The sequence below is a fragment of the Comamonas sp. GW821-FHT11H03 genome (genome assembly GCF_058807955.1).
In genome coordinates this window covers 1-26,160 of sequence record NZ_JBXARF010000018.1, presented here as the reverse complement: position 1 = coordinate 26,160, position 26,160 = coordinate 1, and the positions used below count along the sequence as shown (strand labels likewise).

At 57.2% G+C, this 26,160-nt stretch carries 22 protein-coding genes and 2 pseudogenes; 11 read left to right on the top strand and 13 right to left on the bottom strand.

Features of this window, described 5'->3' with window-relative positions:
* Positions 1–522 precede the first annotated feature (522 nt).
* From AC1RTQ_RS23955 to AC1RTQ_RS23945, 3 genes are all read right to left on the bottom strand, one after another.
* Positions 523–1,017 (bottom strand): hypothetical protein, encoded by a 495-nt coding sequence (locus tag AC1RTQ_RS23955; RefSeq protein ID WP_492879448.1) that lies wholly within the window; start codon positions 1,015–1,017, stop codon positions 523–525.
* 403 nt (positions 1,018–1,420) lie between these two features.
* Positions 1,421–2,227, bottom strand: a complete 807-nt coding sequence (locus tag AC1RTQ_RS23950) for a hypothetical protein (protein WP_492879446.1) — start codon at positions 2,225–2,227, stop codon at positions 1,421–1,423.
* Between the two features lie 35 nt (positions 2,228–2,262).
* On the bottom strand, positions 2,263–3,576 hold the full coding sequence (locus tag AC1RTQ_RS23945; RefSeq protein WP_492879444.1) for a tyrosine-type recombinase/integrase: 1,314 nt from the start codon (positions 3,574–3,576) through the stop codon (positions 2,263–2,265).
* A gap of 413 nt (positions 3,577–3,989) precedes the next feature.
* On the opposite strand from AC1RTQ_RS23945, the pseudogene AC1RTQ_RS23940 reads away from it, so the two are divergent.
* Positions 3,990–4,961, top strand: a pseudogene (locus tag AC1RTQ_RS23940) (integrase core domain-containing protein).
* A gap of 233 nt (positions 4,962–5,194) precedes the next feature.
* Here the strand turns inward: AC1RTQ_RS23940 and AC1RTQ_RS23935 are convergent.
* Together AC1RTQ_RS23935 and AC1RTQ_RS23930 are read right to left on the bottom strand one after the other, a co-directional pair.
* On the bottom strand, positions 5,195–5,506 hold the full coding sequence (locus tag AC1RTQ_RS23935) for a YdhR family protein (protein WP_492879442.1): 312 nt from the start codon (positions 5,504–5,506) through the stop codon (positions 5,195–5,197).
* A gap of 99 nt (positions 5,507–5,605) precedes the next feature.
* The gene (locus AC1RTQ_RS23930; RefSeq protein WP_492879440.1) at positions 5,606–6,196 is read right to left on the bottom strand and encodes a S49 family peptidase; all 591 of its coding nucleotides are present in this window, start codon (positions 6,194–6,196) and stop codon (positions 5,606–5,608) included.
* Between the two features lie 513 nt (positions 6,197–6,709).
* Here AC1RTQ_RS23930 and AC1RTQ_RS23925 point away from each other — a divergent pair.
* Positions 6,710–6,889 (top strand): hypothetical protein, encoded by a 180-nt coding sequence (locus AC1RTQ_RS23925; RefSeq protein ID WP_492879438.1) that lies wholly within the window; start codon positions 6,710–6,712, stop codon positions 6,887–6,889.
* A gap of 799 nt (positions 6,890–7,688) precedes the next feature.
* On the opposite strand, the gene AC1RTQ_RS23920 is transcribed toward AC1RTQ_RS23925, so the two are convergent.
* A complete protein-coding gene (locus AC1RTQ_RS23920; RefSeq protein WP_492879436.1) occupies positions 7,689–7,943 on the bottom strand; it encodes a hypothetical protein in 255 nt (84 codons plus the stop codon).
* A 238-nt stretch (positions 7,944–8,181) separates the two neighbouring features.
* Between AC1RTQ_RS23920 and AC1RTQ_RS23915 the strand changes: the two genes are divergently transcribed.
* The 4 genes from AC1RTQ_RS23915 (at position 8,182) to AC1RTQ_RS23900 (ending at position 11,430) form a co-directional block, all read left to right on the top strand.
* Positions 8,182–8,361: a hypothetical protein gene (locus tag AC1RTQ_RS23915; protein WP_492879434.1), complete on the top strand. Its 180-nt coding sequence runs from the start codon at positions 8,182–8,184 to the stop codon at positions 8,359–8,361.
* A gap of 286 nt (positions 8,362–8,647) precedes the next feature.
* A complete protein-coding gene (locus AC1RTQ_RS23910; protein ID WP_492879452.1) occupies positions 8,648–9,877 on the top strand; it encodes a DUF4382 domain-containing protein in 1,230 nt (409 codons plus the stop codon).
* Positions 9,878–11,047: 1,170 nt separating this feature from the next.
* The gene (locus AC1RTQ_RS23905; RefSeq protein WP_492879432.1) at positions 11,048–11,239 is read left to right on the top strand and encodes a hypothetical protein; all 192 of its coding nucleotides are present in this window, start codon (positions 11,048–11,050) and stop codon (positions 11,237–11,239) included.
* On the top strand, positions 11,233–11,430 hold the full coding sequence (locus AC1RTQ_RS23900) for a hypothetical protein (RefSeq protein ID WP_492879430.1): 198 nt from the start codon (positions 11,233–11,235) through the stop codon (positions 11,428–11,430). Before AC1RTQ_RS23905 ends, AC1RTQ_RS23900 begins: the two co-directional genes overlap by 7 nt.
* A gap of 6 nt (positions 11,431–11,436) precedes the next feature.
* On the opposite strand, the gene AC1RTQ_RS23895 is transcribed toward AC1RTQ_RS23900, so the two are convergent.
* Entirely contained in the window at positions 11,437–11,973 is a 537-nt protein-coding gene (locus AC1RTQ_RS23895; protein WP_492879428.1) for a hypothetical protein, read from the bottom strand.
* Between the two features lie 395 nt (positions 11,974–12,368).
* Here AC1RTQ_RS23895 and rdgC point away from each other — a divergent pair.
* From rdgC to infA, 3 genes and pseudogenes are all read left to right on the top strand, one after another.
* Positions 12,369–12,764, top strand: a pseudogene (rdgC, locus tag AC1RTQ_RS23890) (recombination-associated protein RdgC); the annotation flags it as partial.
* Positions 12,765–13,350: 586 nt separating this feature from the next.
* Entirely contained in the window at positions 13,351–13,569 is a 219-nt protein-coding gene (locus tag AC1RTQ_RS23885) for a hypothetical protein (protein WP_302090049.1), read from the top strand.
* Between the two features lie 23 nt (positions 13,570–13,592).
* Complete coding sequence (gene infA, locus AC1RTQ_RS23880) at positions 13,593–13,856, top strand: translation initiation factor IF-1 (RefSeq protein ID WP_003061434.1); 264 nt, start codon at positions 13,593–13,595, stop codon at positions 13,854–13,856.
* Between the two features lie 329 nt (positions 13,857–14,185).
* Here infA and AC1RTQ_RS23875 read toward each other — a convergent pair whose 3' ends face one another.
* Positions 14,186–14,680 carry a hypothetical protein gene (locus AC1RTQ_RS23875; protein ID WP_492879425.1) on the bottom strand — a complete coding sequence of 165 codons (495 nt, stop codon included), beginning with the start codon at positions 14,678–14,680 and terminating at the stop codon, positions 14,186–14,188.
* Positions 14,681–14,818: 138 nt separating this feature from the next.
* Positions 14,819–16,387, bottom strand: coding sequence for a sensor domain-containing diguanylate cyclase (locus tag AC1RTQ_RS23870; protein WP_492879450.1), 1,569 nt, complete (start codon positions 16,385–16,387; stop codon positions 14,819–14,821).
* A gap of 670 nt (positions 16,388–17,057) precedes the next feature.
* Between AC1RTQ_RS23870 and AC1RTQ_RS23865 the strand changes: the two genes are divergently transcribed.
* Positions 17,058–17,375, top strand: a complete 318-nt coding sequence (locus tag AC1RTQ_RS23865) for a hypothetical protein (protein ID WP_302090045.1) — start codon at positions 17,058–17,060, stop codon at positions 17,373–17,375.
* 4 nt (positions 17,376–17,379) lie between these two features.
* Here AC1RTQ_RS23865 and AC1RTQ_RS23860 read toward each other — a convergent pair whose 3' ends face one another.
* Positions 17,380–18,312 (bottom strand): LysR family transcriptional regulator, encoded by a 933-nt coding sequence (locus AC1RTQ_RS23860; RefSeq protein WP_492879423.1) that lies wholly within the window; start codon positions 18,310–18,312, stop codon positions 17,380–17,382.
* Between the two features lie 119 nt (positions 18,313–18,431).
* Here AC1RTQ_RS23860 and AC1RTQ_RS23855 point away from each other — a divergent pair, with 119 nt between their 5' ends.
* Positions 18,432–19,421 (top strand): bile acid:sodium symporter family protein, encoded by a 990-nt coding sequence (locus tag AC1RTQ_RS23855; RefSeq protein WP_302090043.1) that lies wholly within the window; start codon positions 18,432–18,434, stop codon positions 19,419–19,421.
* 67 nt (positions 19,422–19,488) lie between these two features.
* Here the strand turns inward: AC1RTQ_RS23855 and AC1RTQ_RS23850 are convergent, their stop codons facing one another.
* The 3 genes from AC1RTQ_RS23850 to AC1RTQ_RS23840 all read right to left on the bottom strand — a co-directional run.
* Entirely contained in the window at positions 19,489–21,474 is a 1,986-nt protein-coding gene (locus tag AC1RTQ_RS23850; RefSeq protein WP_492879420.1) for a bifunctional diguanylate cyclase/phosphodiesterase, read from the bottom strand.
* A 65-nt stretch (positions 21,475–21,539) separates the two neighbouring features.
* Positions 21,540–22,199, bottom strand: a complete 660-nt coding sequence (locus AC1RTQ_RS23845) for a transglutaminase-like cysteine peptidase (RefSeq protein WP_492879418.1) — start codon at positions 22,197–22,199, stop codon at positions 21,540–21,542.
* A 301-nt stretch (positions 22,200–22,500) separates the two neighbouring features.
* The coding region (locus tag AC1RTQ_RS23840; RefSeq protein ID WP_492879416.1) for a beta strand repeat-containing protein at positions 22,501–26,160 on the bottom strand (3,660 nt) is incomplete at its 5' end.

The window sequence follows — 26,160 nt, the reverse complement described above, 5'->3', positions numbered from 1 at the left end:
CTAGTCATACGTACAGTCCTATGCCAATCTCGAAGATAAGCGATGGACTGTGTCCGGAGATTCAGGGGGCTATCTCACCTCCTTGTACCCTCTATCGCTGGCTTCCCTTGTCCGCCTCCCGGACTAAGCGCGGTATTTTCTGCATGCGCAAACTTTCCGCGCTTGAAGCCCTCTGCAGCACCTGCATCGTACTGAGCGCTGGCATCCAGACTCAACCATGTAACGGCGTACCAACTCGCTCTGTTAGGCCGCTGGCCTTGGACTGTTTGGTATATCAAGCCAGCGTCAATCAGCTGCCGCAAAGCACGATACAGCACATCGGAAGACGTCCAGCCACGTTTGCGCATATGACCAAGGCCTGCAAGCAAGCGCCCATTGTTATTGCCCATGTACTGACGAGCTATTTCAATCAGGAGAGCTTTGGCGGGGTGTGCGAGCCCCATGAATGCTGCGGAGTCCAGCATTGACAAAGGCAATGCAATAAACCTACCCGGCATTCGCGACGCATCACCCTTTCGAGTCTTATTGCGCCCATTCGCCACCACACACTCCTTGAAACAAGTCACCCTGAATGCCGCGAGCAATCGCCTGGCGATGAAAAACAGAATGCACAGGTTTGATTCGGTTCTTTTTCCTCCGCAGTTCAACACGAGCTCTACGGACCTTCAGGACCCAACTGCCAGCGCCAGCCATAAATGCCTGAAAGATCACATCCTGCGGGAGTCGATAGCAAGCAATCGTCGCCATTCGCCCGTCGACACAGAAAACCTCCCTGGCTTCAGAAACAATCGGCCACCCATACTTGGCGGCAAGATAGTGGCGATGAGCAGCAAGCCGCATCGTCGAACACCCATGCCAAGTATCCAAGGCCGTTAGTTCTTCCCCTTCCAAAAGCCGAACAAGGACTTCGGCACAAACGGATTCGACGTTACGTGGGAAGCCACCTATGGCGACCAGTTGCCTCCCGCTCGCATCAGCCTGGGGGTGTTCAATTTCAAGAATGGCGCGCTGCATCATTGCACCCCCAACAGCCGACGAATTTCAGCCGTTGACCATGCCAGACGTCCATTCACACGAATGGGCCGAATCGGCCCGCTTTCGTAGCAAGCCCACAAACGCAAGGTCTGCTGCGCACGATTCAAATGCCGCGCGGCTTCAGAGGTTGGAAGCGCTGTCCGCGTTTCTTGATTCAGCGGGGTGAGTTGAACTGTATTTTTGGCCATATATAAGCACTCAGGCTTGTTGCAATGGCTTCGAAGTCTTAGCCCGCACCCCCCGTTGCGGTCAAAGTCGCACCCCCGTACATCATAAAAAACTCTTTAATATCAGCCACTTAAATACTACTCCAGCAGTGAACCGCACCCCGTGCGGTCTGCAGGTCGCTCACAATTTACAGGCTTTGGCCCCGACGCAATTCACGCTAATTCTTTCCCCAGCCAAAGGGACTCGTAACCTGTGGACGCTTTCTCTTACCAGGAACATGTCGGCTAATCGTGGCTTGAGAAACCTTGTAATGCTCTGCCGTTTTCTTGAGCCCGTGCTTTTCTCGAAAAGCAGTAACCTCCGCAATGAACGGTTCTGTCCACCTTTTAACACTTGCACCCGCATGCGTAGAAGGCCAACTCCCTGCATCCAAGCTACCGCCAACCTCACTTCGCCCACTAGCCGCTTGCCGCTTTTTTGTCTCTCTCGGCAGATGTTCTCCGCCATCGCGCTCTGCAAATATCGCTTCAAAGCCCTCCATAACAATGGCTTGCCAATCATCCCGAGGACCATGCACAGGGTTGAAATTCAAGTCGTACGTATCCGCTTCGTAGGCCTCTTTGCTGCATATCACGCGCATACTTTCTGGACCATATTCCGCTTGGTAAGCGGCCTCAAACTCATCTCGCCAAACGAATGTGCCTGCTGGCAGCAGCTCTATAGATTCCGAACGCCACAGCGCATAGCCGACTTCATCGCTGATACCATCCGCCTGCGTTCGTTCTGCACATGCGTCCAGCTCACGCACGACCCAATTAGCCCACCAACGGGAGGAGATGCCCGCGTAGGAGCCGTTCTCATCCAATTGGTAGGTGGGCATATTTTCAAAGTGCTGTGCAGATATCTCATCGCCCGCAAAGGCTTTCGCGCAAACATCTGGACTCAGCACCTCCCAGTCAGTGAGCAACGGAATAGAGCGAATTGGAATGGCTTCTCTGCCTTGAATCTTGACAACGATATTCACAAATTTAATTCGTATAGGGGATAGAAGTACGCTGCTCAGGCCACAGACAGCCGTGGTCGTTCCATGTCAGGCTTTGGCGCAAAATCGACCCCAGCCAGCTCCAAGAACTGGGACTCGATTTGGTTTGCGAATGGCCTCAGCTCATCCAAGGTGAGAATGAAATAGCCCTCCGCAACAGCGCTTTGCTTGTGCCCGGAAATCTGAGCGGGCACACCAGCAGGAACAATGCGCCGCGCAACCTGGGTAAATGTTCGTCGCAGGCCATGAAAGGTCAGATGAGACACACCGCACTCAAGCAGCACTTTTGCCATGCTGCCTCGGGCATCAGAGATATGCCCATCCTTCCCTGTGCTATGGAAAACAAATTTGCCCGCACGAGGAAGCGAATCCAGCATTTCGGCCATGTAAGGCGTCAGGGGTATCGTCCTGGTTAGTTCGGCCTTGTCGGCGATGGTCAGCGTTTTCCATTGCCAATTGATATTTCGCCATTCCAAGGTCGCCATTTCCTCCCGACGGGCACCCGTTAAAAGCAAAGCGCGCAGGTATGCAGAGTGGACACGGTTAGACAGTCTCTCTACGCCTGCCCACCATCCGGCTATCTGCTCATGCATCAATTTGTCCACCCGACGAGTGTTGGGAGGAAGACTATCCAAGATTGCAGGCGCGCGCCCTGCATCACGGTCCGTCAGACGTCGATACTCTGGACGTGCGCTGCACCACCGCAAAAAGCCTCGAAACATCATCAATGCTCTTGCAGCTTGATGAGCCCCGGCCAAAGCTTCCCGGTCAAACCATATCTTCAGAACATCCTCATCAACAGAGGCAAGCGGCAAAGCCATCAAAGGATGCAGCGGGCCAGGACGAGTAAGGCCTGCTCCCCGTTTCTTTTTCTCTCCGCCTGGTAGCGCCATCTTTTCCAAGTCTGCGCGGTAGCGCGGCTTCCATGCATCTTTTCGCTTGGGCCTACCTGTCTCAAGATATACCGGCCAGAGTTCTTGCACGGTGACAGCGCTGGCAACCGCCTCGGCCTTCGCAGCTGCTTTCACCACCTGCTCTTGTCGTTCAACCTCTCTGGGGTCAATGCCGCTATCTACGGCAATTTTTAGCCCTTGAGCTTTTGTACGCGCAGCGTCCAAGCTCCATTCGGCAGCCGTACCAATGCTGATGCGAAGGGTCGCCCCATTCAGACGGGCTTCAAAAATATACGTTTTTCGACCTGTAGGGGTCACCCGCAGCGCCAGCACTGGCGTATCCGTATCCCATAGAAACGCTTGGGACTTGTCCGCAGGACAGCTGAACGCAGCGACTCGCCCTGCCGTAAGACGCACCCGGTTTGCTTGCTTTGTCATGGTCAAAATCTGTAGGCAATCTGTAGGCAAATTCGTGAAATACTGCCATGTACAAATCAACAGCAATGAAATTACAACAATCCCATATGTTGTTGATTTTCATTGATTTTACCTACAATTTTCAACACTTCAGAGCACCCTATACTCATCATTCGTAATGAGAAGGTCGGGTGTTCGATTCATCTCTCCGGCACCAAGTCAGCAAGAAAAAGCCCGCTATCCAAAAGATAGCGAGCTTTTTCTTTTTAGGCTCATGCATCCCCTATGCATTCGGCGGTACATAGTTTTGTACCTGCAGGCGTCCCAGCGGGTGCGACCTGGCTTCGACGCAATCAGCGCCCCTAGTGCCTCCTTAGATGCACGGTCCCAGGAAGTCATGGTGCATTCTTCAACTCAGAACAGGAGAAAGCACTATGGCAATCCGCCTGCATGGCAGCGCCCGCACAACGCCGCGTATCCGCGCAGAACTCCAGCTAGCGACCGGCTCCCATCGGTCCTTGACCAAGCTCTACGGCATCAACCCCAAGACCGCGGCCAAGTGGCGTGCGCGCACCTCGGTGCTCGATGAGCCCATGGGTCATCGGGACAGAGCAAGCCAGCATCTTTTCCAAGAGCAAGAACACCTGGCGATTGCATTGCGCAAGCAAGGGCATCTGTCGCTGGACAATCTCATGGGGCAGCTCATGGAGACGGACCCAAGCTCAGTCGCAGCGCCTTTCATCGTTGCCTGCAGCGTCACGGAATCAGTCGACAACCAGCAATGCAGGTGCCGCGAAGGCACGGAAAGTTTGAAGAAACGACACTGGGTTTCGTGCCCATCGACAGCGCCGAAATGAAGATCTCCAGCGGCCAACAGCACATGTTTGTCGCTATCGACCGCGTCACAAAATTCACGCACGTTGCGTTCTTTGACAGGGTCACGAAAGCCAACGCAGCGCAGTTCCTTCGGCAGGTGCTTGTGGCCTTCCCGTACCGCATACCTACCGTTGTGACGGACAACGGCATGGCCTTTACGGGACAAGAAAGCTTCAGAGGCGGCGTCACAGGCACTGCATCGGTCACATCTTCGAGCGCATCTGCCAGTTCAATGGCATCAAAAAAAAGAGCACACCAAGCCGTATCACCCCTGGACCAACGGCATGGTCGAGCGCATGAACCGGACCATCAAGAAATCCACGATCAAGGCGTATGAGTACGAGGGCCTGAAGCAGCTACGGAAGCATGTCCAGGCATTTGTTCAAAGCTACAACTTCGGCAAGCACTTGAAGACGCTCAGGTGGAAGACACCATTCCGGGCGATTTGCGAGGCATGGGAAAAAGATCCAAGCCGCTTTAGACTTCATCCGCACCATCTCACTGTGGGACTGAACATCTTAGCCGCGTAGTTTGCGCGGTCCCCACCGGTTGGACAAATAAACGTCGCAGGAACACTTTCGTCATTGCTTGTGACATGCGCCCCAAGAGGCGTACAAGCCATATCCGATAGACCCGAATAGTCAGCACTTTGCTGCGATGCACAGCCGAAAAGAAACAGCACAAAAAATGCCGCTATCCACTTCGCCATTTCTCCTCCCCATATTTATTTGGGGAGGATCGTAGTATCAAACTAGGAATGGCTTCATTTGACCTGTATCTCGCCGACGACGTTATCCACCACCACGGGCGTCTCAAAGTAGGTCACGCTTGGCTCGGTCTGGTACTTGCCCCGCACAAACTCACGCCACCCCTCGGTATACATGGCCTCAGCATCTGCGCGGGTCTTCCAGAGATAAACACCACCGGCAGTCTTGCCGTCTTCGCTCAACACGTACTGCTTGCGCAGCAGGCCCGAAACATCCTGATATTTCGGCGCGGTGCTTTTAAAAATCTCGCGGGCCTCAGCCAAAGTGATGGCTTTGGGAAGATTAAAGGTGGTGATGGTCGTGATCAAAATGCCTCCAGTCATGTCAATGATGTGAGTGCCATTGACCATCGTAGCCAAGCCAAGGAAAAAAGCCAGCCAGCCCAACGTGAAGGCAGTTAGGCCTGATTATGCAAATTCATAGCCGCAGCCCGCACTGAAGCTACGCACCGGCTGCGGCATTCGCCCAGCCGAAACACTGCCAGCGATGCGATTGATGGCCGCTTGCGGCGGTTCGATACGATCAGCAAGGCCCAGCTCGATGCCCTTGGCACCAAAGTGCACCCCAGCCTCGGTACCGCGCACTGCGGCCGCGCTCAGCCCACGATTACGCGCCATCAGCTCTGTGAACTTCGCATAGTTCTGCTGCACCAGTTCGTTCAGCCACTGCGCGGCCTCCGTACTCAGCGGTGCATCACTGGCCAAGTCCACCTCGCGGGCGCCGGCAAAGATGGTGGTGACTTTGATGCCCTGCTCTTCGTAGCGCTTGCTCATGTCCACATGGCGCGCGATGACGCCGATGGAAACCACACCCGAGGAGTTGCTGAGCACGATCTCGTTGGTCGTGCTGGCTAGGCCGTAGGCCGCTGAGTAGCAAGAGAAGTTGGCGATGGCCGTGATGGGTTTGATGGAGCAGGCAGCAAAGATCTCTTCTGCCAGCTCGGTCATGCTGGTGGCCGAGCCGCCGGGGCTGTCCACATCCAGCGCAATATGCTCCACCGAACTTGGCCTGCCAGTTATTGGTCAGCGCATCCATGGCGCTTTGCTCCTTGATGGCCGCGGCTTCCTTGGGACGCTCCAGCGCGCCGGCACAGGCTCCTTGCCGTCAATCGAGTAATACGGCTTGAGGTCGGACCCCTTGAATACCTGAACATCACCTGGGTGGAGAGGGATCAGTACGGTGGGGTTGCCGTGGCCGTCGCACTCAATGAAGCAGTAGGCGTTGCCGCACAGCCCCAAAGCCGTTTGCGCGTACTCACGCGACTCAAATGGCGTCTACCAGTCGTTGGGGGCCAACACATGGCAACTGCGCGACTAGCCGGCGGTAGGGTTCGCTCTCGATGGCCTTCTCTTTGCCCACTGCAATGCCAGTGGTGCCGGCGCCAGGAGTCGCCGAGAAAGCCACTGCCTGCATGCAAACGAAAACAGGCCAGAAGAGAGGAAAAGGTGAGCGAAATCAGGGCGCAAACCAGAGCATTGCTTGCGGGGCTTCGGTTTGGGTAAAGTGAATCCATGACACGCATAAACACCACCGAAATTTGGGAGCGACACGGCTACAGAGTCGAACGCATTGAGCAGGTCATGGGCTCGCCACAGCGCAATATCTATGGCCCTGACGGCACTCTGCTGATTGAGGATGCCGAGTACACCCAAGAGACTGAAGCACTGCGCGACCTTGGCTTCATCGACTGATCGCGACCACAGCTGCGCCGACATGGCTAGCGTCTATTTTTCAAGGGCACCGTTTAAGGTCATTAAAAAGAGTACCGTGGGACAAGGCAGTCAATCTTGACCAGCCACCTTAGACCGGAGGTCTATTTGTCAGGTAACCCTATCCCCATTTCAACACCATCTTTTTGGGATACCTTGAAGCTGATGTTCTTTTTCACGGACGGGGTCGCAGTTCCGGAGCAACAAGGACACCCCCTTGTTCCCCAAAAGCAGAACAGGGATGAACAGCAGCGGCAGCGAAAGCAGTAACAGCTAAACAGCGAGCAACGCCCCGAGAAATACAGTTTCTTTCACCAGCCACCCATGAGGTGGTTTTTTTGCGTCCGGAGAGTTGAAATGTGAGCGTTTAGCCAGCATGTGGCATGCATGTGCCCTATCCCGCAGGGCTATAGCGGGGCCATCCAGAAAGAGCGCGACGCTGAAAAACTGCAACCGGCCGTGGAGTTTGGCAATCCGAGATGCCGCCACCGACAAACCGCAAGCCGGGTGATCCGCTCTTTTCTTGATGGTGCGGGGGGCCGCTCCCCGGCTCTTACAAACCAGGCCTGCAAGGGATTGGCGGAATACTGCAAGAGGGTAACCGCACCGGCCACAGGTGACCATCATGACCACCCCAGGAAAGTAGCGGGGGCCATCTGGCGTGACTGCTCGAGCAGGTGCAGCAGCTCAGGAATGGGCCTGAGCTGGCGTCAATTGGGAACTCGGCGCATCCTCGTCGTGAGCGACAGTGGTCACTCCAGATGGCAAATCACATTTACTTCTACCCAACACCGACAAGGTCCACATTGCCCTCGGCCACGCTATTGAGAAGCTCGCGATACGCATTCACCAAGTGATCGCGGCCAAGCCTGAATTCGGGGTCCGTTCTATCAGGTCCGTCCTGATGCTTGGCATCCAGCTGTGCAGCGCGCAACTCTCTCGCCACCTGATGCGCAGTCTCGGGTGGTAGCGCCTTGACGACTGCCTTCAAGATCATCGACAGCGCAGCGAATGCGCCAGATTCCTCCTGGGTCATGAAGCACCTCCAGTCTGATGACCCATTCTAGTTTCCAGCCGGGCCTGGGGTATATCTCCCCCTCCCTCTCTGACACATTCCCCAGGCAGACCCGAAAGATCACCGGCTCTTTATTCAAGCCCGCAGCAACTGCTCTCGGGCTTTTCCTAGCCTGCGCAAGCTGCGCCAGCCCCTGCGTGAAACCTGGGCGCAAACCAAAGCCTTGCACGCATGGCTTTGGTTTGAGTAGAGTGAACCAATGACACGCATCAACACCACTGAAATATGGGAGCGGCACGGCTATCGTGTCGAGCGTATTGAGCAACCCATGGGTGCGCCCCAACGCAATGTGTATGGGCCCGATGGCGCGCTCCTGATCGAGGATGCTGAGTACACCCAGGAAACGGAAGCCCTGCGCGAACTAGGATTCATCGATTGATCCATGCCTGCACTGAGCGGTCCTTTTTACAGGCTTGCAGCGAAGGGATCTTCTGATCCGCTTACTTCTGCAGGAGCGAAACACCGGTTCTTGAGATCGCCAGACCGTTCTCGCTTGACCCTTACCTGTCAGCTGCGAGGCAACGTTTCAATGGCTTTGTTACCGAAGGTAGAGCCTGATTTACACGGCTCAGAGGCCCGCGTGATTGATTACTTCAACGTTTAGTGACACTGAGCCCAAGGGCACTTCTAGCATTGCGCTGTCTTTATTTTCAAAAAGGTATCGTATGTCTGAGTTGCGTGGATTTCGGCCTGCCAAGGCCCTGTGCTGGACCGGTCTGAGTTTGATTGCTGCAGGATTGGCTGCATGTGGCGGCGGTGGTGGCGGAGACAACCCGCCTGAGCAAGGCACGCTCAAGCTGGCCATGACAGACGCCCCGGCCTGCGGCTATGACCATGTCTATGTCACAGTCACCAAGATCCGCGTACATCAAAGCGCCACGGCAGGCGCCAGTGATACCGGATGGAGTGAGCTTACTATTCCAGCCCAACGCATCGACCTGCTAAGTCTCACCAATGGCGTGCTGCAGGAGCTGGGCTCGCTGCCGCTGCCGGCCGGCAATTACCAGCAAGTTCGCCTGGTGCTGGCCGACAACCCGTCCAACCCGACATCCACCAACCCATTGGCCAATGCCCTGGTGCTGTCGGGTTCGACCAACGAGATTGCGCTGACCACTCCCAGCGGTCAGCAAAGCGGCGTCAAGCTGAAGGCCAACTTCAATGTCACCGGCGGCCAGGTCGCGGACATGGTTCTGGACTTCGACGCTTGCAAGTCCATTGTCAAGGCCGGGAATTCGGGCAACTACAACCTCAAGCCCGCTGTGACCGTCATCAAGCGACTGACGACGGCAATTGTCGGCTACGTAGATCCTGCCCTGGCCTCCAGCATCATGGTGTCCACACGTGACCCGGAAAACAACCTGCGCGCTACCGTTCCCGACGCAACCACCGGCAAGTTTGTGCTGGCCTACCTGCCTGAGAACACCAACTATACAGTCGTGGTCGCAGGTCAGAATCTGACCACAGCCGCTGTAACTGGCGTGCCTGTCTCAATTAGCGCAGGGACCACTACGCTGAACGCATCGACGGCCCCTATTCCGATGCCGGCATCCGCTTCAGCGACTGTTTCGGGCAAGGTGATAAACGCATCCAATACTGCTTTGACAGATGCTGACGTGAATGCCCAGCAACTGCTCAGCGCAGGACAAAGGCTCGATGTTGCATGGACTTTGGTTGATCCTGCCAATGCAAACTACAGTCTGAACCTGCCGCTGCTGGCTCCCAACAAGGCTGCTTACGTCGCAAGCGGGCCGTTGGTGTTCACTGCGGACACAGCTGCCGCTGGCAAGTACAACATCCTGGGTAGCGCCTCCGGCTACACAAGTCAGACCGCGCCGGCCGTGACGCTGACAACCGCCAACAGTGTGACCACCAAGGATCTAGTGCTCGCACCTTAATGAAGCGGGAAGACCATGTCCATCCCGGATCACCAATCCGGATGGCATGGTCGTAAGCCAAATAAATCAAACAAGGAGGATCTGCGATGAAGCAAGTTTTAGGAATTCTGGCGATTGTCAGCACTCTGCTGAGCGGATGTGCTGTCTACACCCCTAGTGGAGCTGTTGTAGTCGATGGTCCTAGAGGCGGGGGGAATTTCTGCCCTCCAGGCCAAGCCAAGAAAGGCAACTGCTAAAACATGCCCAGGCCTTTCCGGAGCTGATACCCACGTAAACGAGTGAGCAAACAAGCGCTATCGCATCAAGACTATTTGAGCGCCACTACTTGGACGTAGCTGGTATTTCGTGAAGCCACCTACAAGGTGGCTTTTTTGTCCCGAGCAGGGAGACACAGTGGGATCACCAGAAATAGAAAATTTGTATTTATTTGCATCATTCAATAGAAAATAATGAAATTCTCTGCCATTTGTGAAAGCATTCAACCTGATTCATGTCTTTGAATGAGCGCAGTAACTCGGATGTGAGTGACGCCTCCTTGAGCCACCCTCCACAGGGTGGCTTTTTTTCACCGAAGTCTGAGCCATCCGGGGTGACCACTCGAGCAGGTACGGCAACTCCGGAATGGAGCTGGGCTGGCTGCAATTGGGAGCGCAGCGCGGCTTCCGCGTCGTGAGCGACAGTGGTCACGCCAGATGACGTAGAGCTCGTTTGTGAGCCGCGCAGATATTGATTCCGTGACTCTCTTTGGGCAAAATTTGCGTCACGAACCTGTTTTGCCGGGCCTGGGATCACAGACTCCTTTCACTTCCTCAACTTGCCCAGGCATGACCAAATAGGTCACCGGCTTTTTATTCGCGCCCGCAGCAACTGCTTGTGGGCTTTTCTTTTGGCGCCGGCAGTTCGAGGTGCAAACAGGAACTGCGCAGTCACGCTGCCACAGCGTCATGAGCCCCCTGAAGCTACCCCGTTTTGTGTAAGCCGCGCACCTATTGATCGTCCTGAAAGCATCATGCAAAATTTGACGCCAGCTACCTCTTACGCCGGGCCTGGGGTTAACTCCTCCCTCCCTTTCTGACCCTCTTCCCCAGGCATGACCTGAAAGGTCACCGGTTCTTTCTTCAAGCCCGCAGCAACTGCTCGCGGGCTTTTTCTTTGCCCACAGGAGACTCCATGCCTTCGACTTCCTCTACCGCCCACACGACAAAGCCGCTGATCGCGGCGCAATGGGCCCTCAGAGGCTTCGGCCTCTTCTGCCTGGTCGGCGCGGCCGTGGTCATGGCCCTCACGCCCGAAGCCTGCCCCCTCCGAGCATTCAGCTTTGATAGCTGCTCGCGATTTTTGAATAGCAAATCCTCATGCTGAAGACGATTGTTGACTCCCTGCCAGTAATCATCGGCGCCCTGCTTTTGCTGGCCTGGTTGTCCGCGCATGACGCCCAAGCCGATGAACCTCAGGCCATCACCCAAAGCCTGCGCGACGAGTTCGCCTGCCCGGGTATGCAGGCCGAATGGCTGGGCGAAAAAACGGTGCAGTGCCTGAAAGAAAGGCACTGACAAATATCAAGGCTTGCCGTCGGGCATTTTTTCTCTCTGCATAACCAACGCACGCACCATTATTTGATCGATAGCTTGCAAGTACTGTTCATTAGCCGCTCGCCCATGGCCGTTAGACACGAGCCAAGCCTGTCCTCGCTTGGAGACGGATTCATCGTAGAAGTACTCGCTCAATTGAGTCCCCGAATGCGTTGCACCTAAGGCAAGACGATGCGATGCAGCGTCCAGATAGAGACAAAAGTCGCGCGACAACTTCCAGCAATCAGAAACTGCACTTATCAAACCGGATACGCCGCTCTTTTGATAGATCTGCAGCGACTCAGAAGCAGCCCTCCTTACCTCCCCGGCAATTGGGTTTTGGTCGTGTGCAATTGCTTTTCCGCACAGGGCGCTGAAAGCGATAGACGTCAGCAGGAAGGCAATGGCTTTGATTCTCATGACATGACCGCAAACAGCGATTCCGATGGCCGAACTTGGTATCGGTGAACAATTGTGTGGTTGCTCGTACCCTGCAATCTTGATGCGCATCAACAAAACAACCAAGCCCGCACTCTGCGGGTTTTGTTCATGTGATTATTTAGGAATGATTAAGGCAGTTACATAAGCTAACATTCCTGAAAATCCAAACTGCGGGGGTACCTTGCTTCGACTCTTCGTGTACTCGTTGATCCCACTGATTGCATGGAAGACCTGCACCGCTTATTACCCGCTGCAACTACGGTCATCCGCAAGTCCCTTCAATGAGCATCAGCGTGCACGGGCCGCAGAAGTGTTGACCAGTACCACGATGAAAGTCCCTAAGCGGGCGGGTGATGCGCCTCATGACAAAGGCCAAGGTGCCGCCCGCCAGCGTGCGCAATCGCAAGGTCAACGATAAGGCCGAGCACATCGAAAAGACCGAAGGCCGCAAGCCGGGCAAGAAGTAAAAGCGCAACCTCAAGTACGAGGCCAAGCTGGATCTGCGGCCCATGGCATTCACCAAGCGGGGCAGCATGTGGGTCTGGATCGATCCGCAAGCCCGCACCCTGGTGCTCGATACCAGCGCCCAGGGCCGCGCCGACGAGGTTGTCACACTGCTTGTCGAAGGTCTGCCAGGCTTTTCCCTGGCTCTGCTGGATACCCGGCAGCCCACAGGCTGCCATGGTGCATTGGCTGATGACACAGGAGCCGCCGCCGGCTTCACCGCAGACCGCGAAACAGAGTTGAAGGCCGCTGACGAGTCCAAGGCCATCGTGCGCGACGCCCGCCGCCCGCTGGATATTGATGAAGTGCGCCAGCACATCGAGCACGACAAGCTACCCACCAAGCTGGCGATGACCTGGGCAATGACCTAGGATATCCGAGTGAGCTTTGTGCTGACCGAAAGCCTGCAGATCAAGAGCGTCACGCTGCTGGATGCGGTCAGCTTCTGTACAACCAACGCCAGCAGCCGCTGCCGGGCCTGAGCGTTGGTGCCCCGATGCGTGCCCGATCACAGGCCGCAAGTTCTTCACATTCATCGCACTACACCAATTTTTCAATCCTCATAACATGTTGATTTAATTCACTCTTACTCATCCAATGCACAGCGCCGCTCAAGCGTTCGATTCATCTCTGCGGCACCAGGATAAAAGCCCCAGGCTCGCAAGGGCCTGGGGCTTTTTCTTTTGCTGAGCCTCGGCCTCATCACAATTTGCTCATAAAAGAACAATGCTGTATAATTTAAGGGTCGCTGCGTGGCACTTGCCCTGCGCAGCATCTCTCAGGCAGTTCTCACGTTGCCCACGCTTGGATCCATATAGCCAAAGCACTCCATGGCAAGAAGCATAAGCCACCCGCAAGCGGCTGGCTTATTTGATCCTGGCTCATCAGAGCTGGATTCCTTCATTTTTCATTGGTCGGCACGCCCTGCTCGGGGTTTTTGCCGCCCGTTGACTCGATATGCGCACAGAACAAATCACAGAGCGTGTCGGCAACTACATTGTGACTGCCCTCACCCAAATGACTCACTCCGGCAAGATTGCTGCAGCGGTTTCCATCCGACGCGGAACCTATGACCGGATTTTCAGGTTTATCCGCCAGTTCGACACCCCAGATATGGCCAGCAAATATGCCCTCGCCGAGGGGCGCAGCATGGTGCTGGACAACCAATTGAACTGACCTCTTTGTAGAAAGGAAATATTTTGGCCAAAGAAGAATTGATTGAAATGCAAGGCAGAGTGGACGAGGTTTTGCCGGACGCCCGCTTTCGTGTGACGCTGGACAACGGCCACCAGCTGATTGCCTATTCCGGCGGCAAGATGCGCAAGCACCGTATTCGCGTGCTGGCAGGCGACAAGGTAACGCTGGAGATGTCTCCCTATGATCTGAACAAGGGTCGCCTGACCTTCCGTCACATCGAGCGTTCCAACAACAGCAACCCTGCGCCGCAGCAGCGCCGTCACTAAACTTCAGCGGTTGACATGGTGCGCTACGACGGCCACCAGCCCTGACATGGGGCTTAGCCAGTTGCAGGATCACGGGACCGCGCAAGCACCCAGCCTGCAGCTCAATTGCAAGCCCTGCCTGCTCCCGATCCAGATCGCAGCGGTCAGCTCTCGCTCTTCGATGCTCGCGCTGCTTTCAGCGCGTGTCGACATGGATCGCTGGAGCACTCTCACGCCATCTGCTTGAGATTCCCACATCTAGCCTGACCAGCCTGGCATCAGGCATGTACAAAGTCCGCCACCAGTCATGGGTGGCGTTGCTATCGCCGGCCTCATCCCAGCTCCTGCCCCTAGCTGCAAGCGTTGAACTTCCTTGTGGATCTTCGACCTTCCAGCACATAGCACTGGCGTCGATGCAGCTCATAGCCTTCAGAGCCAGCATCAACAATGCATCTGTATGAGGCCGTGTCGTGAGTCATGCGATAGGCCAACCTGCCTTCGCGGGCACCAGTGCTCAAGCGCCACTCACCCCATCGCACGATATGCTTTGCCTCCGTGAGGTTCTTGCGAGCGCGCAGCACTTGCTTGCTGAATGAGTTCACCGACATTGGCAAGCGCGGTACTTCCCATTGGCGGGTCTTGCTCGAAGCATTGCGTTTCAGGGATTGGCTGCTCCAGTGGACATCCGGTAGATCAGCAACGGTCATTGCCGCCCAGTCCGAGCACAAGAGCCTCTTGGAGATGCCATCCGGCAGGCTTTGCCGAAGACGGAACACGCCAGAAATTCGCAGAAATTCGCTAGCCGGCTTCGGTGCTTTTGCTGCGTCCTGCGTGGTTGCGGACATGCCGGATCTCCTGGCCATGGCTTGACAGACACCTCCAAGCAAGGTTCCCCTTTGGCAAGACTACGGATTCGAAATGACGGCTCGCGCCCTCAGATTGCTTGAGGTCGTCAAAGGATCCGAGAGACCAGCTCCGACAGCTCAGCACTCGGCACGATTGCGCCCAGCCGCCTTGGCCCGATACAGGGCTTGATCGGCCGCTTCAACCAGATACAGCGGACTCGCCAGTTCATGCCTGCCCTGCATGCTTGCAGCTCCTATGCTCACAGTGACATGGCCGAATTGGCTGGACTCATGGGTAATGCCGAGTCCTCGTATGCACTTCAGCAACTCCTCGGCAACCCGCAGGGCCCCCTCCAGCGCGGTATTGGGCAGAATGATGGCAAGTTCCTCCCCGCCGTAACGTGCGGCCAGATCCCCTGAGCGCTTGGCCGACAGCTCCAACTGCCGCGACACCGCTTTCAGGCATTCGTCGCCGGCGACATGACCATAGCGGTCATTGAAGCCCTTGAAATGATCCAGATCGATGAGCAAAAGCGAGAGCACCGTCCCCTCGCGTGCGGCACGGCGGACCTCCAGTTGCAGTACCTCGTCGAAGCGACGCCGGTTCGCCAGCCCTGTCAACGAATCCTGGGTGGCCAGCCGCTCCAGTTCGAGGTTGGCATCCAGTAACTTCTCACGCACTGCCATCAGGGATGTCTCTGCCTGCGCACGCTGCCGGATGACCTGAATCAGGCGCCAGCCTATCAGTGTGACAACTGCCAGCAGACCTAGCACCACACCTGCCGTCAGCAGCGCCTGGCTTCGCCAGGCTTGCAGTGCCTCATACCGCCCCCGGGCCACCACCGTGAAAATGGGATAACGATCATTGCTCCTGAAGGCATATAGCCTTTCCGTTCCATCTATGCCGGACTCAAAGGACGCCGTGCCGGATTTCAGGTTTGAGTGGTAGCGCAGAAAGTTGGGGGAACGAGAGAAGTCGCGCCCAAGATCCTGCTCACGAAATGGATAGCGCACCAGCAACTGTCCGCTGGTGGTTGCCAGTCCAATAGACCCTTGCTCACCGACATCGATCTTGCCGAACAAGTGCAGAAAGTTCTCTATCCCCAGCACGACAACGATGACCCCGGCAAAGTCGCCCTCTTTGCTCTCAAATCGCCGGCTGATGGTCAGCACCCATTCACCCGTAGAACGACTGCGTATGGGTGCACCGATGAAGATCTCGTGCGACGGGTTATCGCGGTGATATGAAAAAAAGCGACGGTCAGCACTGTTCGCCCCGTCGAAAAATCCCCCTCTCGATGACATGAGCCATTTACCGCTCGCATCGATGACGAGCAGTTCATTGAGCTGGGAAAACAGATGTTCCTGGCGACCGACCAGTTGCTGCATGCGGATCAGATGCTCAGGCGTGGCGCCCTCCACCTCCAGGCGCTCAAGCATGCCGAGCAGCAGCATGGAACTCTGGGTGAAGACGCCCTCGGCATAGGTGTTCAGCGTCTGTGCAAGATTGCGGTTGTTGGTATCAATCTCGCTCAGGGTGCGCTGATGCGCCGACCCGATTTGCCAGCTGGTAGCCACCAGTACAGAGACCCAGATTACCAGCAACAGACTGGTCGCCAGCTGCGCATCGCGCTTGGCAGCCAGAACTTTGCACACGCCATCACGACTGGTGACGCCGCTCTCCCTCTTGTTCTTTCGACACCACACCTGAACATTCCTCTCATCGTCAACCTGGCAAGAACGGCACTTTTGCATTGCCTGCAGCTTCCCTGCTCAGATTGGACAGGGTCGGTACGAATTCTCCACCATCTCGTGAAATGACATGGGACAAAGCAGCAGACGAGGCTGAATCTGAAGCCAGCTACAGCGACCAAGGCAACACCATCCGGAAGCGTCTGCCCAGAAAGCAGCCGCCACGGCCCAGGCTTGCAATCCGGCTGTCGAAGCCTCTTCGGACGCAGACATGCCTTGAGAGGAAATCTGCGATCCGGCCCAGCCCGAAGCGGTCTTACGAAACGCAGCCAATTCCTGCGCCGGTTTGCGAGATCAATGTCCGAGCCTTGAAGCCATGGCATTCAAGGGCTGCATCTACCACGGTCCAGATCAAAGCAGCCATCCATTGAAAAGCTATTTTTTTAGTAGCTTACTTCACTTGAATTTACTTAATTTCAGATAGAAATCATTTCAAGTTCCTTATTCTTCAAGCACAAGCTGCTCTCTTTTTTATAAGAACCTGCACCTCATTCCCCTCCAGCGCACAGCCACAGGACAAATCTTGCTCATGAATTGATACAGTCTCTTCGGTGCATTGCGCTTATGCTCGCAGCGTTTGAAACCGATGCGTCCATGGCTCGGGTCATGGACTGCCCCACCCACAATGAAGAAAATCCTTGCTCTTGTTTCCATCTGCCTGCCTGTGGTGCTGATTGCCACGCCACTGAGCAGCCAGGCACATGACCGCCATCACCACCATCACCACAAGCGCGAGCACAAGGAGGAGTACTGGGACGGCCACTGCAAAGTGCAGCGCAAGTGGAAGAGCAATGGCGAGTACAAGGAAAAGCGCAAGTGCAGAAACCGTCCTGAGGCCTACTATGCGCCACAACCGGTTTACGTAGCCCCGCCCCAGCCGGTATATGTCGCGCCGCAACCGCAAGGGCTGGTGATCGATTCACGCATCGTGCTCAGGCCCTGACCCTCTATTCGCCCAGCAGACCGACCGCCTCCTCTGCAATCAGATCCCAGACCAGATGCGCGACAGGAGATAGCTCACGCTGCTGGCGCTTGACCAGCATGATGCTGCGCTGCACCTTGGGCACCAGGGGACGGCTGACCAAGGCGGCACTGCCAGCTGCCGCAGTCGTTGCAGTGCGAGCCGCCCAGGCCGAGGGAATGGCGAGACGCGGCACCACGCTCAGACCCAGACCTTGCTGCACCATGCTGTAGATGGTGGCCGTATGCCCCACCTCCTGCACCACCGATGCAGCCGCGCCATGCGCCTGCAGCGCCGCATCGATCAGGCGGCGGCTGCCTGATGCATGATCGAGCAGCACCAGGGATTCGCCCGCCAGCTGGGCCCAGTGCACCTCTTTCTTGCGCGCCAGGCCATGCGAGGAAAGGCAGACCAGACAAAAAGGCTCGGTCAGGATGGTCTGTGCATGCAGATCCTGTTTCTCGGATGGGTCGATCACCACTCCGAAATCTACCTCCCCGCTGCGCACGCTGAGCAGCACATCGCTTTGAATGCGATCGAGCAGCTGGATATTGACGCCCGGCGACTGCTGTCTGCCACGTGCAATGCACTGCGGCAGCAGGTTGGCGGAAAGCGTGGGACTGCTGGCAACCTTCACGCGGCCCTTGCGCTGCGTCGCCAGGCCTTGCACTTCAAGCAGGCAGGCATCGAGATCCTCGAGCACGCGAGAGAGATTGCCCAGCAGCAGACGGCCTGCCTCGGTCAGTTCCACCTCACGCGTGGTTCGATGCAGCAAAAGCAAACCCATGGCCTGCTCCAGGTCCGTCACATTGCGGCTGACGGCAGGCTGGGTCAATGCCAGGACATCGGCAGCGCGGCTGAAGCTGCTGCTTTGAGCCACTGCCACAAAGGCACGCAGCTGGCGCAGGCTGATATTCATATCAAAATATTATAGGTCTATCGAATAAATCCATTTCTCTTTTAAATGGATTGCGTGTCCAATACGCAGCCATCGCGCACCGGCCCGGTGCCTTGCATGGATGGCTTCAGTTCAAGAATATGTCTCGCCCCCGCTTTGTCCCCGATAACTTCACGCTGGCACTGATCGCCACCGTCGTCCTCGCCAGCTTTGTGCCTGCATCCGGCCAGTTGGCCAAATATGTGGAGCTTGTCACCACAGGCATCGTCAGCCTGCTGTTCTTTCTGCATGGCGCCAAACTCTCGCGCCAGGCCATCCTGGCAGGCATAGGTCACTGGCGCCTGCATATCTGGATCTTCATCGCCACCTTTGTGCTGTTCCCCTTGCTGGGGCTAGCACTGCGCCCGGTGCTCTCGCCCCTGGTCACCACCGAGATGTATATCGGCGTACTGTTTCTTTGCACCCTGCCCGCCACGGTGCAATCGGCGATTGCCTTCACCTCCATGGCGCGCGGCAATGTGCCTGCCGCCGTGTGCAGCGCATCGGCCTCCACCTTGCTGGGCATCCTGGTCACGCCGATTCTGGTGAGTCTGATCCTGCACAAGAATGCGGAAGGCGGCGATGCATTGCATGCCATTGGCAAGATTGCCATGACGCTGCTGTTGCCCTTTGTCATCGGCCATCTGATGCGCCCCGTGATCGGCGGCTTCCTGCAGCGTCGCGCCTCCATCATCAAGCTGGTGGACCAGGGCTCCATCCTGTTTGTGGTCTACGCGGCCTTCAGCGCTGCGGTCATCAGCGGCCTGTGGAAGCAGACTCCGATTCCCTCACTGCTGGGCTTGATCGTGCTGTGCTGCATTTTGCTGGCAGCCGTGCTCTTGATCACCACCTGGAGCGCACGTCGCCTGGGCTTCAGCAAGGAAGATGAGATTACGCTGGTCTTCTGCGGCTCCAAGAAAAGCATGGTCAGCGGCATTCCCATGGCCAATGTGCTCTTTCCCGCCGCATCCGTGGGCGCCATCGTGCTGCCGCTGATGCTGTTCCACCAGATCCAGCTCATGGTCTGCGCCGTGCTGGCACAGCGCTATGCCAGGCGCGTGCAGATTGCCGATGAGAGCGCGCCTCATTAAGAGCAGCTGACCCATGAAAAGGGGCGCCTTGTGCGCCCCTTTTTCCTTTCTTGGACGAGCCGCCGTTTCAGGCAGCCGACGTTAACGCATTGTGCTTGTGCAGCAGCTGTGCGGTTTCCGCATTGACGGAATCGTTCACGATCACCTGAATCCCCAGCCCTGTCGCGGTCTCCACAATGGCTTGCAGCAGATGCAGGGCACCCGGGCTTTGAGCAGCCTGCTCCGAGAACTCGCTGCCCAGCTTCACATAGCGCAGCGGCAAGGTGTGGAGCTTGGTCAGGCCCATGGGTTGCTGATCCAGACGACGCAGTCCGACGCCGACACCGGCCAATGCCATGGCCCGGCAGAACTCGGCCACCTCATCGGGGTAGGCCGTCAGTCCATGGGCATCGAGTTCCAGACAGAGCAAGGACAGGCGATGTCCCCACTTCGGCGCACTCAGCTCTTCACGCAGGCGGCCCAGGAAGTCGGGCTGGGCCAGCGAGGGCAAGGAGATTCGAATGACCAGCTCGCAGTCGTTCTGTTCAAGGCACCCAGCACCGAGAGCCACTGCTCGCAAATCAAACTCTGCCGACAAGCCCAGACGCACGGCCACCGGCAGGAACAGCGACCCCATCAAGGTCTCGCCGGAAGCAGTGCGCAGCGAGAGCGACGCTTCGCCACGCTCCTGCACCCCGGTGCGCCCCTTGAATTGCAGCGGCTGAACGGACAGGGAAAGTGCATCCTGCGCTTCCAGTGCCGCAATCAGCATCTGACGCCACAAGGTCTCTCCGGCCAGATCGGAGACCACCTCGTCATCCCCGTAGGCCACATATTCCACCTCGGCCTGGCCCGAACTCTCGGCGCGCATCAAACCGTAGTCCAGCCGTGCAAGCACACCGGTCACCGAGCTCGATGCCGAGTAATCGGTCAAGGCAAAGCTCCAGCGGCACCACTGACCACTGCTCAGGGTCACACGCATGGACAGCAGCACCTGCCGGATCTGCTGCACCAGAGACATGGCCTGAGGTCCCGCCAGGGCCGGCATGAGCACCACAAAGTCCGAGCCATTGAGGCGGGCCAGCTGGGCCTTGCACTCTGCATGACTCTTCAACACCTGATTGACCTGCTCGCCCATCGCTGCCAGCCAGGCATCGGCACTGGCGCGCGACATCTGCGCATTCAAGGCCAGCAGATCACGCTGCCTGAACAGCATCACATGGCCATGTGCCGCAGCGCCATCAGCTCCGCTCAGCGCGCGGCGCAACTCATTGACAAAGTACTTGCGATTCGGCAGCTGAGTAACAGGATCACGATTGACCTCCAGCTCCAGTGATTCGATACGCTCCATCTGCTCCTGCGCCGTAGCCTGAACCCGTTCTCGGGTGTCTGCAATGGCGCTGAGTACGGGCACCAGCTCGGCCACTGCGGCCCTGGCGGGCCTCGCCGGGCCCTCACTGCCGGCCTGACGTCCAATCGCCTGAACCTGTGCCGAGATTTCCTGCTGCAAGACCTTGCGAAACCATCTGAACAGCAAGACTACAAAGAAAGCCCAGGCCAACCCGGCCAGCACCACCACACCTGCCAAGCGCACGCTGCTGCCCCACAGTGCCTGGCTCGCATAGCTGTTGTCCACAACCAGCGTCAATTGCCCAACCTGCTTCCAGCCATCGCTGATCACTCGCTCCGCCTTTGGCGAGCGAAGCGGCAGCATCTCAACAAACCATGGCGGAGCACCACTGTCTTTGAGCTTGGCAGCAGGGGCCGAACTATCGGTAATGTCTTTGTCGCGCCGGCGCTCGAACAAGGTTTCGCCCTGGGGCGAGGCCAGGCGAATCAGCTTGAACTGTCCGCCATCGAACAAGGCCATCATCAGCAGCTCCTGGGTGACCGGGTCCTGATTGGCCGGCTGCGACAGTGACAAAGCCAGCGACGAAGCAGCATTCTCGCTCTCGGACTGCAACTGCCCATCCAGATACTGGCGCGCGGCACCTATGCTGAACGCCAGGGTACCAATCAAGATGGCCACGATGGCCACTGTCACGCTGATCAAAAGTTGTTTCAACAACGACATCTTGCTGCCTTATCTGTGTCGACCATTCAATAGGGCTCCGCTGCCTACACCGCGAAACATGGCATTCATGGCAAAAAACCTTCCTGCTTCATGCGCGCCAGCAGATCGCGCCAGCGCGTGATCCTGTCCACCGAAGCAGGCTGTGCACCCGCGACATACACACCCTGGGCATTGAAGCTGAACACAGGAGTCAAGTCCTTGCGCTGGCTGGCCGGCATGATGTTGTCCAGCAGGCTGTCCAGCACCAGCGGCTCGGCTGCAGGGGTCTCGTAATAGCCCAGCACCATATGCGCGATGCTCTGCGTGCTGCCTGCGCCGCCCAGTCGGGCACGCACATAGATAAGGCGCAGTTTCTCGACCGCCACGCCAAGGCGCAGCAGCGAGAAATACTTGCCGATCACGTAGTCCTCGCAGTCTCCCGCCCCCTTGCCCAGTGTCTCCAGCGGCGTGGCCCAATAGTCGGGCTGGGACCAGAGCATGCTGTCCTCCGATTGCAGCACGGCGCGATTCCAGAAGGTATTGACGGCCGGCAACTGCTGCTGCAACGGCCTGTCTTTCTGGGCCTGCAGCATGGCCAGCCACTGGTTCAGCCTCTGTACACCTGCGCCACCATAACGGGACTGCATGGTGCTGTGCAGCCGCTCAGCATCGAAATCCAGCGCTGCGGCGTCAAACCCGCGCTGCAGCACCCAGCCGCCCACAAGCGCAGAGCCATACAAAAGCATGCCTCTGCGCGACAGGCGCTGCGGTTTTTCCACTGAATGTGGAAACAGTAGGCTGGGCGAAGTGCTCAATCGAGTTGCATGAAGAGCAAGCGCCCAAGACAGAATCTGCTTGAAGCGCCTGTGAATATTGTGATGACTGCTATGAAGCTTGATGGTTCGACGAGAACACAGTCAAGAGTCAATGCTCACAAATGTAACCAATCATGCAAGCTCTGAAAACGACCTGACGATCGTGCCCGGGCAAGGCGGCAGAAGATTTGATTTATCAAGCCCTCTGCCGGCCCTTGCCGGAGCCCTCTTATCAGGTGTGGTCGATCTTGAGCTTGCCCTGATCGATCAGCTGCTTGATCAGCGCATTCTGATCATGGCTCGTGCCCACCAGATCCACGCCCTCGACCAAGATCTTCTGGTTGAAGCCATTACCATTCGCATCGAGTGCGCCGGCCGTCGAGACCTTGATCACCGTATCGATGGTCTTGCCATCGGCTTCGGTGCGGGTCTCAAGGTGCAGGAACTTGCTCAGATCACTCGAAGACTCTTCGCCTTGCAGCAGATCGGCCAAATCGAGTGCGTCGTTACCCGAGGCACCGAAGTTCTTCACCACATCGGTGACCGGACGCGCCGCCGTACCCGCATCGCCCTGGTGCCAGATGAACAAGTCGTCTTCGGCCGTTCCCAGCAGCGAGTCGCCGGACGAGGTGCTGTGCACTTCATGGCTGCCGGTATCGGTACTCGACAAGGCCATGCGGGAAGCTGCCAGCGTCGTGGCGCCCGGTCCGGTCGCGTCGATGCTGATGTCCAGGCTTGCCGTATCGGTATCGCCATCGGCCTGAGTCAGCTTGTAGTCGAAATGTTCGACCTTGCCTGCCCCGGCTGCGCTCTCGGTCGGCGTGTAGGTGTAGGAGCCGTCGGCCTTGATCAGCAGCGTGCCGTAGTTGCCGGTGATTGTCGTACCGCCCGATGCCGCATTGACCCAGGTTGAACCGTTGAACACCGAAAGCGTCGATGTCTCGCCCAGCGTACCCAGTGTGTCATTGGACGTGACCGAGCCGGTGACGGCCGTGCTGCTCCAGACGATGGAGTCCGGGTTGGGAACGTTGGCCGTGAAGTCATCGAACGTCACCGCAGCATCCGTGCTGTTGCTGTTGCCCTCATGCACCGTCAAGAGAATGCGATAGGTCGCATCCGCTTCGAGCGCCGTCGTGGTGAAGGTGCCCGTTCCGGTGATGACGCCGGAGTTCGTTTGCCCGGGAACAGCAGACCAGGTTACCCCGCCATCGGTGCTCTTGTAGAGCGTCCAGTTCACAGAATCATTGGGGTTGCTCGCATTGCTGAAGTTGGTTACCTTGAACTGCAGCGTGGTCCCCGCCACGGTCGAGGTGTAGATCGGCGTCACGGCCTTGGCATCACCGCTCGCTCGAGCGTTATTGTCGGTCAGCACCAAGCCACCGCCGGTGGAGATGCCGTCCAATGTCGAGGTCGTGTTATTGACGGAACTGACCAGCCATTTGGAATTCTCACCAGACTGCCAGTTGCTGCTCGAGAGATTCGAGTCAGTCTTGTACAACCGGGTACCGGCGGTGTTGTCGAACTTCCAGGCATTGTTGTCGCCGCTGTTGAAATGGGCCAGCGTCGTCGGCGACGGCGCAGTCGCCACGCTCTTCGATGTCAACGTTGCGCTGTTGGTATCGTCGACTGCATCCGGCTTGCTGGTGAAGCTCGCGCTGCCGTCCGCCGTGCTGCTGCCGTCGGCAACTACTGCAACGACCTTGATCTCATTGACTTGCACATTCTCAGGGACGGTCATATTCAGACCGGTGATGGTGACTGCCTTGGTAATGGGATCAATGCTCACCGAATAACTGCCGTTGCTGACCAATGGCAAGGACCAGTGAGTCGCATCAATCTGGGTTCCAGCGGACAGCGTGACGCCCTTTGGTACTTCAACAGTCACCTTCGTAACCGTCTCGGAATAGTCCACATCCTGAGGAGTAGCCGTGATCGTGACCGGATAAGTCGTTGCCGTCGTATAAGTCACCTTGTTGATCAGATAGTCGTCATCCACACGCGGTGCGTCAAAGACGATCTGGCTGATCGTGCTTCCTGCGGGCACACTCAGTTTGAACTGCGTATCCACCTTGTCGGTGCCGCCCTTGACGAATCCATAAAGACCGCTGGCCGCATTGACAGAGCCGTCTGCGTTGTATCCCAGTACAACAGGCTTTTTCGCCTCGTCAAACATTTGATAACGCGCCCACTCCCCCGAAGCCAACCAGGCAAACTGCACCGTGATGGCTGTCACAGGTACATTGAATTGAATAGCCAAAGATTCAGAACCTGACGAGCTGCGTCCAATTTCAGTCGAATCGCCGGACGCGGCGCCAACCACACCAAAACCATCGTGATCCGTTCCGGTCACGACACTCACCGTCCCTTTCGAGCCATTAATGTTGTACGCCGTCACTGTGTGGCCCGCATTTGAGCTGTTCACGCTGGCAGCAGTGATCGATGTCGTAACGGGCGTTGCCCCCGCTCCCACATTCACAGTAACCAAGGGAGTATCCGCAACTGGAGTCACATTAATGTCCAGCGTGCTGGTGACTCCTGTATTGGTGGTGTAGGTCACGGTCGGAACCTTGCCGCTCCAATCGCTGCTGGGCGTAAAGACATAGCCGCCATTCGCTGCCACAGTGATTGTTCCTACCACCTTGCCTGCATCCATCACGTTCACCGAACTGCCACCCACACTGTAGGTCACTCCGTTGACGGCAAAGCTTGCAACGGCAAGAGATCCACCCGAGACATAGCCCTCATCGTTGAGCAGCACATTGCCTGAAACAGGGTGATCCTCGGTCGTGGTGTTTATGTCAGGGAAGGCGTCATTGGCTCCGTTGATGGTGATGGTGATGGTGCTGGTGGCCGTGCCGTCGGCGGAGGCCACAGTATAGGTCTCAACAATGGACTGGCCTGCCTTCAGGAACTGCACGGCGGCATTGTCGACCTTGTAGGTGTAGGTGCCGTCGGCGTTCATGGTGACAGCGCCCAGTTGGCCGCCCGTGTGCGTGCTGCCAGTGAACTTGAGGCTGTTGGTGTTGAAGCTGGACTCACCCGCATCGACGTCAGAGATGGTCACCGCACCGTTGACGCTGAGCTTTCCACCGGAGACGTCTGTGTCCTCGGTGACCGACTTGGCATCGTTCGTCACCGTCGGCACATCGTTGGTGCCGTTGATGGTGATGGTGATGGTGCTGGTGGCCGTGCCATCGGCGGAGGCCACCGTATAGGTCTCAACAATGGACTGGCCTGCCTTCAGGAACTGCACGGCGGCATTGTCGACCTTGTAGGTGTAGGTGCCGTCGACGTTCATGGTGACAGCGCCCAATTGGCCGCCCGTGTGCGTGCTGCCAGTGAACTTGAGGCTGTTGGTGTTGAAGCTGGACTCACCCGCATCGACGTCAGAGATGGTCACCGCACCGTTGACGCTGAGCTTGCCACCGGAGACGCCTGTGTCCTCGGTGACCGACTTGGCATCGTTCGTCACCGTCGGCACATCGTTGGTGCCGTTGATGGTGATGGTCAGCTCTGCCGTGGAGGTGTCGCCATCGGCATCGGTGATGGTGTAGCGGATAGTCTCGGTCAGGCTTTGGCCGTCATTGAGAGCCTGAACTGCCGGCAGGCTGTTGTTGAGCTGGTACGACCAAGTTCCGTCTCCGTTGTCCACGAGCTTGCCGTACTTAGCGTCGCCGGTGGTAATGACCACGGTGCTGGCATCAGCACCCAGCGTGTCGTTGCCCAACAAGTTGCCGGTGATGGGGACAGTCGTGTCTTCGGTGACGGAGGCCGTGTCGGGCTTGGCTTCAGGTGCCGTGTCGGTGATGAGCACGACCAGGTTGTCGGACTTGGTCTGGTTGGCCGCATCGGTGACGGTGACCGTGAAGCTGTCCTTGACGGAGTCGTCGCC

What these genes read in the sequence shown, in the direction of transcription:
- AC1RTQ_RS23955 (WP_492879448.1), bottom strand. Translation starts at nt 1,017, where the DNA reads ATGATGCAGCGCGCCATTCTTGAAATTGAACACCCCCAGGCTGATGCG.
- AC1RTQ_RS23945 (WP_492879444.1), bottom strand. Translation starts at nt 3,576, where the DNA reads ATGACAAAGCAAGCAAACCGGGTGCGTCTTACGGCAGGGCGAGTCGCT.
- AC1RTQ_RS23925 (WP_492879438.1), top strand. Translation starts at nt 6,710, where the DNA reads ATGACACGCATAAACACCACCGAAATTTGGGAGCGACACGGCTACAGA.
- AC1RTQ_RS23920 (WP_492879436.1), bottom strand. Translation starts at nt 7,943, where the DNA reads ATGACCCAGGAGGAATCTGGCGCATTCGCTGCGCTGTCGATGATCTTG.
- AC1RTQ_RS23915 (WP_492879434.1), top strand. Translation starts at nt 8,182, where the DNA reads ATGACACGCATCAACACCACTGAAATATGGGAGCGGCACGGCTATCGT.
- AC1RTQ_RS23910 (WP_492879452.1), top strand. Translation starts at nt 8,648, where the DNA reads ATGTCTGAGTTGCGTGGATTTCGGCCTGCCAAGGCCCTGTGCTGGACC.
- AC1RTQ_RS23905 (WP_492879432.1), top strand. Translation starts at nt 11,048, where the DNA reads ATGCCTTCGACTTCCTCTACCGCCCACACGACAAAGCCGCTGATCGCG.
- AC1RTQ_RS23900 (WP_492879430.1), top strand. Translation starts at nt 11,233, where the DNA reads ATGCTGAAGACGATTGTTGACTCCCTGCCAGTAATCATCGGCGCCCTG.
- AC1RTQ_RS23885 (WP_302090049.1), top strand. Translation starts at nt 13,351, where the DNA reads ATGCGCACAGAACAAATCACAGAGCGTGTCGGCAACTACATTGTGACT.
- AC1RTQ_RS23875 (WP_492879425.1), bottom strand. Translation starts at nt 14,680, where the DNA reads ATGTCCGCAACCACGCAGGACGCAGCAAAAGCACCGAAGCCGGCTAGC.
- AC1RTQ_RS23865 (WP_302090045.1), top strand. Translation starts at nt 17,058, where the DNA reads ATGAAGAAAATCCTTGCTCTTGTTTCCATCTGCCTGCCTGTGGTGCTG.
- AC1RTQ_RS23860 (WP_492879423.1), bottom strand. Translation starts at nt 18,312, where the DNA reads ATGAATATCAGCCTGCGCCAGCTGCGTGCCTTTGTGGCAGTGGCTCAA.
- AC1RTQ_RS23855 (WP_302090043.1), top strand. Translation starts at nt 18,432, where the DNA reads ATGTCTCGCCCCCGCTTTGTCCCCGATAACTTCACGCTGGCACTGATC.
- AC1RTQ_RS23850 (WP_492879420.1), bottom strand. Translation starts at nt 21,474, where the DNA reads ATGTCGTTGTTGAAACAACTTTTGATCAGCGTGACAGTGGCCATCGTG.
- AC1RTQ_RS23845 (WP_492879418.1), bottom strand. Translation starts at nt 22,199, where the DNA reads ATGCTTTTGTATGGCTCTGCGCTTGTGGGCGGCTGGGTGCTGCAGCGC.